11 protein-coding genes are annotated in these 9319 nt (G+C 34.6%); 3 read left to right on the top strand and 8 right to left on the bottom strand.

The features are described from left to right. Positions 1–59 precede the first annotated feature (59 nt). From IR213_RS12585 to IR213_RS12575, 3 genes are all read right to left on the bottom strand, one after another. Entirely contained in the window at positions 60–335 is a 276-nt protein-coding gene (locus IR213_RS12585; RefSeq protein ID WP_228479183.1) for a cyclic nucleotide-binding domain-containing protein, read from the bottom strand. A gap of 100 nt (positions 336–435) precedes the next feature. Further along, positions 436–1623: a pyridoxal phosphate-dependent aminotransferase gene (locus IR213_RS12580; protein ID WP_194312660.1), complete on the bottom strand. Its 1188-nt coding sequence runs from the start codon at positions 1621–1623 to the stop codon at positions 436–438. Between the two features lie 43 nt (positions 1624–1666). After that, complete coding sequence (locus IR213_RS12575; RefSeq protein ID WP_194312659.1) at positions 1667–2761, bottom strand: fatty acid desaturase family protein; 1095 nt, start codon at positions 2759–2761, stop codon at positions 1667–1669. A 107-nt stretch (positions 2762–2868) separates the two neighbouring features. On the opposite strand from IR213_RS12575, the gene rsmG reads away from it, so the two are divergent. Further along, positions 2869–3498 (top strand): 16S rRNA (guanine(527)-N(7))-methyltransferase RsmG, encoded by a 630-nt coding sequence (gene rsmG, locus IR213_RS12570; RefSeq protein ID WP_194312658.1) that lies wholly within the window; start codon positions 2869–2871, stop codon positions 3496–3498. Between the two features lie 110 nt (positions 3499–3608). Here rsmG and pruA read toward each other — a convergent pair whose 3' ends face one another. The 5 genes from pruA to xrtF all read right to left on the bottom strand — a co-directional run bounded on the left by pruA (position 3609) and on the right by xrtF (position 8254). Then, positions 3609–5237, bottom strand: a complete 1629-nt coding sequence (pruA, locus tag IR213_RS12565) for an L-glutamate gamma-semialdehyde dehydrogenase (RefSeq protein ID WP_194312657.1) — start codon at positions 5235–5237, stop codon at positions 3609–3611. Positions 5238–5486: 249 nt separating this feature from the next. Next, complete coding sequence (apaG, locus tag IR213_RS12560) at positions 5487–5873, bottom strand: Co2+/Mg2+ efflux protein ApaG (protein ID WP_194312656.1); 387 nt, start codon at positions 5871–5873, stop codon at positions 5487–5489. A 78-nt stretch (positions 5874–5951) separates the two neighbouring features. Then, complete coding sequence (locus IR213_RS12555; RefSeq protein WP_194312655.1) at positions 5952–7205, bottom strand: type IX secretion system plug protein; 1254 nt, start codon at positions 7203–7205, stop codon at positions 5952–5954. A 58-nt stretch (positions 7206–7263) separates the two neighbouring features. Then, the gene (locus IR213_RS12550; RefSeq protein WP_194312654.1) at positions 7264–7722 is read right to left on the bottom strand and encodes an exosortase F system-associated membrane protein; all 459 of its coding nucleotides are present in this window, start codon (positions 7720–7722) and stop codon (positions 7264–7266) included. Continuing rightward, on the bottom strand, positions 7697–8254 hold the full coding sequence (gene xrtF, locus IR213_RS12545; protein ID WP_194312653.1) for an exosortase family protein XrtF: 558 nt from the start codon (positions 8252–8254) through the stop codon (positions 7697–7699). The genes IR213_RS12550 and xrtF overlap by 26 nt, the downstream gene beginning before the upstream one ends. Before the next feature lie 71 nt (positions 8255–8325). On the opposite strand from xrtF, the gene IR213_RS12540 reads away from it, so the two are divergent. Further along, positions 8326–8781, top strand: coding sequence for a GAF domain-containing protein (locus tag IR213_RS12540; protein ID WP_194312652.1), 456 nt, complete (start codon positions 8326–8328; stop codon positions 8779–8781). A gap of 114 nt (positions 8782–8895) precedes the next feature. Then, a complete protein-coding gene (gene rpsO / locus IR213_RS12535) occupies positions 8896–9162 on the top strand; it encodes a 30S ribosomal protein S15 (RefSeq protein ID WP_194312651.1) in 267 nt (88 codons plus the stop codon). Positions 9163–9319 lie beyond the last annotated feature (157 nt).

Raw genomic sequence — 9319 nt, 5'->3', positions numbered from 1 at the left:
AAGAATGAACAATCCGTTTTTCAACAAAGAATTTTAATTGTAGTTTAAATCACATATATTTACGCTCTGATTAACAAAATTGAGTCCGTTTGAGGGTTTTTAGACGAACTGACGTTGCAAGCAAAACTCATCACGTGTTCGACAATATTATCGTTGATGTTAAAACTTCTCAGTACTCCAGAATTAACAAAATAGGAGTTCTTGCAGACTTCGCCAGCATTCAGTAAAATAGTTTTTGCTTTGTAATGATGCGTTTCTGTTTTAGACAAAAATAGTTCTTGCTCTTGTATAGTGAGAGAAATATGTTTGCTTATATTTTCAAGAATTAAATTCATATGTTCAGATTGTTACTTTTTGAAATTGTGGGCAAGACCAAATATAACAAAAAAAGCCTCAAGAATTTCCTGAGGCTTTGCGTTTTATGCTACAAATTAGTTATGCTACAGCAGCTTTTATTCTTCTTAATGCTTCTGTCAATAAATCTTCGCTGGTTGCGTAAGAAAAACGGATACAATTTGGATTTCCAAAAGCGTCACCGGTTACCGTGGCAACATTGGCTTCGCCCAAAAGGTACATTGAGAAATCATTGGCATCCTTGATAAATGTCCCTTTTAATGTTTTTCCGAAGAAAGAAGAAACGTCTGGAAATACATAAAATGCACCTTCGGGAACGTTAATTTTTATTCCGGGAATATCTTGAAGCAATCCTACCACTAAATCTCTACGGCTTTTGAAAGCGGCAACCATTTCGTGAAGTACGCTTGGATCAGCATCTACAGCAGTAATTGTGGCTCGTTGTGCGATTGAATTTGCTCCTGAAGTTACCTGTCCTTGTATTTTTGTACAGGCTTTTGCGATAAATTCTGGTCCGCCAATATATCCTATCCTCCATCCTGTCATTGCGAAAGCTTTTGCAACTCCGTTTACAGTGATGGTTTTTTCCAACATTCCAGGGATAGAACCGATGCTGCAAAAAGTTCCTGAGAAATTGATGTGCTCATAGATTTCGTCGGCAACAACATAAACGTGTGGGTGTTTTTCCAATACTTTGGCCAAAGCCGTTAATTCTTCGCGATTATACACAGAACCACTTGGATTACAAGGAGAACTGAACCACATCATTTTTGTTTTTGGCGTTATGGCCGCTTCTAATTGTTCTGGCGTGATTTTGAAATCACTTTCTATAGATGTTGGAACCTCTACAGGAACTCCGCCTGATAATTTTACTATTTCGAAATAAGAAACCCAGTATGGCGCTGGCAAAATCACTTCGTCACCGTCATTTAACATTACTTGTGCAATGTTGTACAACGATTGTTTTGCTCCTGTTGAAACTACGATTTGTGATGGTTTATAATCTAAACCATTATCTCTTTTAAATTTTCGGCAAATCGCTTCTTTCAACTCAAGGTAACCTTCTACTGGAGAATAAGTGCTGTAGTTTTCGTCGATAGCGCGTTTTGCAGCTTCTTTAACGAAATCTGGTGTGTTGAAATCTGGTTCGCCCAAACTTAAACTGATAATGTCTTTTCCTTGTGATTTTAATTCTCTGGCCAATGCAGCCATTGCTAATGTTTGTGATGTAGCTAAATTGTTGATTCTGTCTGAAAGCGGATTGTTCATTAAAATGTAATTTTTGGTTTATAAAGTTGGTTGTGTGTTTTATCTATTGAATAGCCGGTTTAATTCCAAGGTCTTTCAAATGTTTGAAATGAGCAATTACGGCACTTCGGAAAGTTTTGTATTCATAATAAGGCAAGTTGCATTCTTTTGCTGTTTCTTTTACGATTTTCGAAATTTTGCCATAATGAACGTGGCTAATATTTGGGAAAATATGGTGTTCGATTTGGTGATTTAAGCCTCCTGTGTACCAATTTACAATCCAGTTTTTTGGAGCAAAATTAGTCGTGGTGAATAATTGGTGAATTGCCCAAGTATTTTCGATTTCGCCTTCTTCGTTGGGAACTGGATTCGTGGTTTCTTTAACCACGTGTGCCAATTGGAAAACAACGCTCAATATTAATCCAGCAGTGTAATGCATTACAAAAAAACTAACAAGAACTTTCCACCAAGTTATTCCTAAAAGTATTGGCAATACAATCCAAATAGTGAAATAAATGGCTTTTGTAATTAACAAAGTTGTCCAAAGTATTTTTGGGCTTTTGGCTTCGCCGTAAGATAATTTTCTTTTCAAATAGCATTTCATCTGTCTAAAATCAGTGGTGATAGCCCAATTGAAAGTCAATAATCCGTATAAAAACACGGAATAATATTGTTGAAAACGGTGAAAACTATACCATTTTGCGTCTTTAGTAAAACGGATTACTCTTCCTGCATCAAGATCTTCGTCGTGACCGGGAATATTGGTGTAAGTATGATGCAAAACATTATGTTGAACCTGCCAATTGTAAACATTTCCTGCCAAAATATAAATACTTCCGCCCATAAATTTGTTAATCCAATTGATATTGGAATACGAACCGTGATTTCCATCGTGCATTACGTTCATTCCAACTCCTGCCATTCCTATTCCTATGACAATTGCCAATAGTAAATGTACCCAAAACGGCATTTCTAACGTTAAAATTAAAAAATAAGGCGCAAGGAAAACAGCGAACATTATTAGGGTTTTTAGATAGAGTTTCCAGTTGCCCGTTTTCTGGATGTTATTTTCTTTGAAGTAATTGTTTACGCGTGAGTTAAGTGTTCTAAAAAACTTCAGATTGTCTTGCTTCGCAAATGTAGGAGTGATGTTGCTCATCTTTAATTTTGAATATGTTGCAAAGGTAATTATTAAAAATTTTCAATCTGTAAATTTGCGTTAAATATTCAAAACTAAAAACTGTACTTTTGTTAAAATTTAAAACGATGGACGAGATTATTAAGTATTTTCCCAATTTGACTGATATCCAAAAGGAGCAATTCGCAAAACTGGATTTTTTATACCACGATTGGAATGCCAAAATCAATGTCATTTCCCGAAAAGATATTGATGAATTGTACACCAAACATATTTTGCATTCTTTGGGAATTGCCAAAATAATAAAATTCGAACCCGGAACTTATGTCTTGGATGTAGGTACTGGCGGGGGATTTCCAGGAATTCCTTTGGCGATTCTCTTTCCGGAAACGCGTTTCTTTTTGATTGATGTCATTGCCAAAAAAATAAAAGTGGTTCAAGCCGTCGCCGAAGCTTTGGAACTCAAAAACGTGAAAGCCGAACAATTGCGCGCCGAATTGGTAAAAGGCGATTTCGATTTTATCGTGAGCCGTGCCGTGACCAATATGCCTGATTTCGTGTCTTGGATTAAAGATAAAATCAAAAAGAAAAACAAACACGAACTAAAAAATGGTATTCTGTATCTAAAGGGCGGTGATTTGACAGAAGAATTGAAAGATTTCCCGAAAGCGACTGAATATAATTTATCTGATTTTTTCAAAGATGAGTTTTTTGAAACTAAGAAAGTGGTGCATTTGCCGTTGAAGTTTACGAATTGAGAAATATGATTTACGAATGAAAAATCAAAACCCACAAGAACTCAATTACCTTGATTCTCGTGGGTTTTTTAAATGTCGTATTTCGTAGATCTAACTTCGTACTTCGAAAATTATTCTCCCAAAAACGGATACCTATAATCTTCCGGAGTTACAAAAGTTTCCTTGATGGTTCTTGGCGAAGCCCAACGCAACAAGTTCAAGGCTGAACCCGCTTTGTCATTGGTGCCAGAAGCTCTTGCACCACCAAAAGGCTGCATTCCCACAACGGCTCCAGTTGGTTTATCGTTGATGTAGAAATTCCCGGCTGCGTTTTGTAAAGCTACTGTAGCTTGCTCAATCGCATAACGATCTTGACTAAAAATTGCGCCAGTCAATGCATAAGGCGAAGTTACGTCAACTAAGGTTAAAGTTTCTTCCCATTTGGCATCTTCATAAACAAAAATTGTCATTACAGGTCCAAATAATTCGGTTTCCATTGTGGTGTAATGTGGATTTGTTGTCACGATTATCGTTGGCTCAATAAAATAACCTACGGATTTATCGTAGTTTCCACCAACGATAATTTCAGCATCCGAATCTTTTTTGGCTTGGTCAATAAAACTTGCCAATTTATCGAAAGAACCTTCGTGAATTACGGCTGTAATAAAATTACCAAAATCTTCCGGAGAACCCATTTTCATTGATTTCACGTCGGTAATTAATTGTTCTTTAAGTTCTCCCCACATACTTTGAGGAACATAAGCTCTTGAAGCTGCGGAACATTTTTGTCCTTGAAATTCGAAGGCACCACGAACAATTCCGGTTGCCACTTGTTTCACATTCGCACTTGGATGCGCTACGATGAAATCTTTTCCTCCTGTTTCTCCAACGATTCTTGGGTATGTTTTATAAGCATGAATGTTGGTTCCAATTTTTGACCAAATTTCTTTGAAAACGAATGTTGAACCAGTATAATGGATTCCTGCAAAATCAGGACTTGCCAAAATGGTATCCGTAATCATAACAGCATCTCCAAAAACGACATTGATAACGCCATCAGGAACTCCTGCTTCTTTGAATACTTCGATGATGATTTGTGCTGAGAAAACTTGGCTGTCACTTGGTTTCCAGATCACAACATTTCCCATCATAGCAGCACTTGCAGGAAGATTTCCTGCAATAGCGGTGAAGTTGAACGGTGTAACTGCATAGACAAAACCTTCTAGCGGACGATATTCCAATCGGTTCCACATATCCGAATTTGATTTGGGTTGGTCATTATAAATTTGTGCCATAAATTCTACGTTGAAACGTAAAAAATCGATGAATTCGCAGGCTGCATCAATTTCTGCCTGAAAGATATTTTTAGATTGCGCAATCATTGTTGCAGCATTTATTCTTGCTCTGTAGGGTCCTGCTATTAATTCAGCAGCTTTAAGAAAAATGGCAGCACGTTGTTCCCAAGCCATATTGGCCCATTTTGTTTTGACTTCAAGCGCATTGGCAATGGCCTTTTCGATATGGGATTTTTCGGCAAGATGATAGGTTCCCACGACGTGTTTGTGGTCGTGTGGAGCAGTCATATTCCGAGTGTTTCCGGTTCTTATTTCTTGGCTTCCAATATATAAAGGAACGTCGATTTTAGAATTCCACATTTGTTTGTAAGCGGCAAGAACGGCAGCTTTTTCTGGAGAATTTGGCGCATACGATTTAACGGGTTCGTTTACGGCTTTTGGCACATTGAAAAATCCTTTAAGCATATTTTTATTTTTGAGAATTAGAAAATTTTCACAAAAGTACAAAGGATTGTTTTAAAAATACGTGAATATTGATTTAATTCTGTTGATTCTGTTGTGAATTTAGCCCAGATGGAAATGAAAACCCCGCAGTGAGAAAAGCTATTTTTTCTTGCGATTACAGAGCGACCAAAGGAAGCTCCTGAAATTGCATTAGAAAAAAGGATTTTTGAACGAGGAGTTGTAATGGACAGCTGGAAAAAGCTACAAAAATCAATTCAAGGCAAAAGGTGCGCACAAACGAAATGTAGGCACGATAACTTTGAAGTTTTTTGTAGTGGTAAAATTTACCATATTGAAATAGCCTTTCATCGCGCCATAAGGGGACGACAACAAACAGCCGGAGTTATAAGTGTGTAATTCGCCTGGTTTCAAAACGGGTTTTTTACCAATAATACCTTCTCCATCAACGACTTCTATGCCGTTAAGGGAGTCAAAAATTTCCCAATGGCGTGAAATTAATTGGACAGAATCTTTGCTGTGGTTTTCGATTGTGATTTCGTAACTGAAGGCAAAATGAATCTTGTAGTTTTTGAAATAAGTGCCTTCAAAACTAGTCAAAACCGATATTTTTATGCCTCTTGTTATCTGTGAAACCATAGCAAAGTATTAAAAATGAGTTTAATGCTGCAAATTTACAAAAAAAATAAGTTGGTTTTACAGTTTAAAAAATGTTTTTTAGTTGGTAATTACATTTGAATTTGTAATTGCTTTGCCAATCACTCTTTCGTAACGGTCATTGTTTTCGCGATAATATACGAGTATGGTATAATCATTTTCGGTTTGCCAAAAATTACCGTCTATAGCATTTTCAGCATCTATATTTCCTTTTTCGTCAGCAACTTGGTATTGATAATTTGTAAATCCTTGTTTTATGAGAACGGCTTTTTCAAAGATATTTTTTGCTGCGTTGAAGTCCATTTTATACTCTGGTGTTATGCTATAATTATTGAACATTCCGGTAATATAAATGCCTTTATTCATCCTAAAAGCCGGAGCCGAAAGACTAAAATAAACCCAAGCGTAATCCGCTTCAACTTCATTTTTTGCTCCTCTGATGTTGCGAACCACAAAATTTCCATTGATATCCGGAGTTACAGAATAAGGATAATTTGCTCTGGCATTATTAGTATATAAATTAGCCCCATAAATACCCTTACTCGAATCTATTTGCGAGACATTATTTCCAGCGGCTCTTATATCATTATTGTCAAAATACAAAAACTCATTTCCAGCCCAAAATTGTGTTTGAGCATCGTATTTATATATTAATTCATTCCCAATGGTATATTGCGGGACTATGTTTTTGATTGCAGTATTAAACTGTCCGTTTTGTAACAAAACCACTTTGATGTTTTTTAAAGGATTTTGAAAATTGATTATAGACGATCTTACTGAAAATTGAATATTGTGTTTATAATCTAAATAGTTTGCAGTCCTGGCTCGTCTTATTTCCACAGGAACATTTACAATATCTTCGTAAACAATGAATTTTCTGGAAAATAAGACTTCTTTATTTTCATCCAAAATTTTCAACATATAATTACCGCTGATACGCAATTGAACAAATTGGTTAGGAATGGGTAATTTATAATGTGAATAAATTTGCAAAGTGTTAAAAGAGTTTTCATATTCTTGAATTCTTTGTCCGTCGAAACCTTTTAAATATTCGGTTTTCGGTATATCCGTTGGTTTCCAATCGTAATCACAATGTACAATTTCGAAATAATAGTTAGCTTCATTCCCAAATAAATCATCAAATTGAAATTGGAAACCATCACCTAATTTGAAAATAGGGACAACATTTTCATTGCTTTGAATAAAAGAAATGGTTTTGATGTTGTACGGTGGAGCAACCTCTGTTTCTGTTTGCGCAACAGCCGAAGTGATGATAAAAATCAATGCTATTTTTCTAAAGAAGGCTTTAAACATAGTCTTGTGATTGATAAATTATAAATGTAATGAATTATGTTTTAATAATCTTATTTGTTCAATCTGGGACTGCTAATCTCTTTTGCTTATGGTAATAAAATGCCGGAAGAAATAACAGTAAAAATATAGGTTGAATAATAAATCGTCTAACGTAAAACAAAGCCATTTTATTAGTCTCGCCAACATAAAAAAGCGCAAAAAAGAAAATAGTGACAAGAATTACAAAAAATATCAAATACAATATCGAAGCAAATTTAACAGCTTCAACATCCTTAAATAACACATAAATTATCGATAACGAAATTGAAGTATTCAGAAAATATCTGAAAAGTAAGCCGAAAAACAATTGAATATTATTAATTTCAGGTAAAGGCAAGTTATAATAATCTGTTTTGAAATAATTCAAAAAAGGGTCGTAAAACAAATTGTCCTCATAAGCTCGTATGAGAACTAAAAAGATTGTAAGCAATATTGACAATGCAATTCTAACTTTATGATTTAGCAGTTTTTGGAGCATATTTTGAAAATTTATTGACCCACATAATCCATAACATAAAAACCACTCCATAAATAAACAACGGAAACAATACTCCATGCAAAAGATGTTGCTGTTTAGGATAATAATACATCAAGACGCATAAAAGTGCTATTCTAAAAACGTTTAAAATATGAATGAGAAGGCTTCCGCCAATTATAAATAAAATGGTTTGTTTAATCTTTCCTGAAAATGCAATTACAAATGAAATAAACAAGATGATTACACTCAATCCATTACAACCCTCTATAATTCGCGCCATAAGTCGTTGATTATAAAATAAATTTATTCCCGGTTCTTTAATATTTAGTATGATGCTGGAATCAAAATTAAAAAAAATCATCACATCTTTAGATTGTTTTGCCACTATTTGAGTAAACCCATCTACTTCGAATTTTTTGGCATCAAATTGATTTAAATAACTTTCGTAGACAAAAGTCAAAAGCAAATAAGCCAACAAAAACCTGGTTAAAAACAGTAGAAATGATTTATAAAGAATAAAATATTTTTTCAAAATTGAATTTTTAACAAATTTATATAAAATTAGACAACCAGATTTAAATACTTTTACAAAAAAATACGACTATGACTTTCGAAGAATTAAAACCAAAAGTAACCGAAATTACTTCAAATTCCGTTATTTCAAGAGAAGAAAAGCTATTGAAAATTTGCGAACTTCTAAGTGACTCTATCGATTATTACAATTGGGTAGGCTTTTATTTTGCAAACCACGAGACTAAAACTTTACATTTAGGACCTTATGTTGGAGCTCTAACAGATCATACTGTTATCCCTTTTGGAAAGGGTATTTGCGGACAAGTGGCAGTTTCTAACTCAAATTTTGTGGTTCCGGATGTTGCAGCCCAAGATAATTATATAGCATGCAGTTTTACCGTAAAGTCAGAAATCGTAGTTCCACTTTTTGTAAATGGAGAAAATATTGGACAAATAGACATTGACAGTCACGTTATAAACCCATTTAACGAAGATGATGAGCGGTTTTTAGAATTTGTGAATAGTGAAATCGCAAAATTGTACTAGTATCACTCAAAACTTATAACTCATTCGTTTGCAATTCCAAAAATAAAAATTACCTTTGCGCACGAATTAAGAAAATCTTGATTCATACATAATAATCATTTAAATAATATTGGAATGTACTTAACTAAAGAAGTTAAAGAAGAAATCTTCGCTAAACACGGAGAAAAAACAAACACAGGAAAGGCAGAAGCGCAAATCGCTTTATTTACTTTCAGAATTAGCCACTTGACTGAGCACTTGAAAAAAAATCGTCACGATTATAACACAGAGCGTTCACTAGTTTTGCTGGTAGGTAAAAGAAGATCTTTGTTGGATTACTTGAAGAAAACAGAAATCAACAGATATCGTGAGATAATCAAAGAATTGAATATCAGAAAATAATCAATACTAAAGAGGTGCGTAAGTGCCTCTTTTTGTTTTTATAATAAAAATCCTCTTCTCAACTTTGGGGTTTGAGGGATAAAAAAGTTTGGTTTTTCATTGGAACACAACAACTACAATAACACAACTATTCTGCTGACAGGCAGAGAAACCAATG

Source organism: Flavobacterium soyangense (assembly GCF_015277675.1).
Taxonomy (GTDB): Bacteria; Bacteroidota; Bacteroidia; order Flavobacteriales; family Flavobacteriaceae; genus Flavobacterium; species Flavobacterium soyangense.
The sequence above is the reverse complement of the archived record's forward strand: the minus strand, read 5'-3'. Positions and strand labels throughout refer to the sequence as shown.

Excerpts from the sequence above, each read along its gene's own strand:
- IR213_RS12585 (WP_228479183.1), bottom strand. The coding sequence starts at position 335 with ATGAATTTAATTCTTGAAAATATAAGCAAACATATTTCTCTCACTATA.
- IR213_RS12550 (WP_194312654.1), bottom strand. The coding sequence starts at position 7,722 with ATGCTCCAAAAACTGCTAAATCATAAAGTTAGAATTGCATTGTCAATA.
- rpsO (WP_194312651.1), top strand. The coding sequence starts at position 8,896 with ATGTACTTAACTAAAGAAGTTAAAGAAGAAATCTTCGCTAAACACGGA.
- apaG (WP_194312656.1), bottom strand. The coding sequence starts at position 5,873 with ATGGTTTCACAGATAACAAGAGGCATAAAAATATCGGTTTTGACTAGT.
- IR213_RS12555 (WP_194312655.1), bottom strand. The coding sequence starts at position 7,205 with ATGTTTAAAGCCTTCTTTAGAAAAATAGCATTGATTTTTATCATCACT.
- pruA (WP_194312657.1), bottom strand. The coding sequence starts at position 5,237 with ATGCTTAAAGGATTTTTCAATGTGCCAAAAGCCGTAAACGAACCCGTT.
- IR213_RS12540 (WP_194312652.1), top strand. The coding sequence starts at position 8,326 with ATGACTTTCGAAGAATTAAAACCAAAAGTAACCGAAATTACTTCAAAT.
- IR213_RS12580 (WP_194312660.1), bottom strand. The coding sequence starts at position 1,623 with ATGAACAATCCGCTTTCAGACAGAATCAACAATTTAGCTACATCACAA.
- IR213_RS12575 (WP_194312659.1), bottom strand. The coding sequence starts at position 2,761 with ATGAGCAACATCACTCCTACATTTGCGAAGCAAGACAATCTGAAGTTT.
- rsmG (WP_194312658.1), top strand. The coding sequence starts at position 2,869 with ATGGACGAGATTATTAAGTATTTTCCCAATTTGACTGATATCCAAAAG.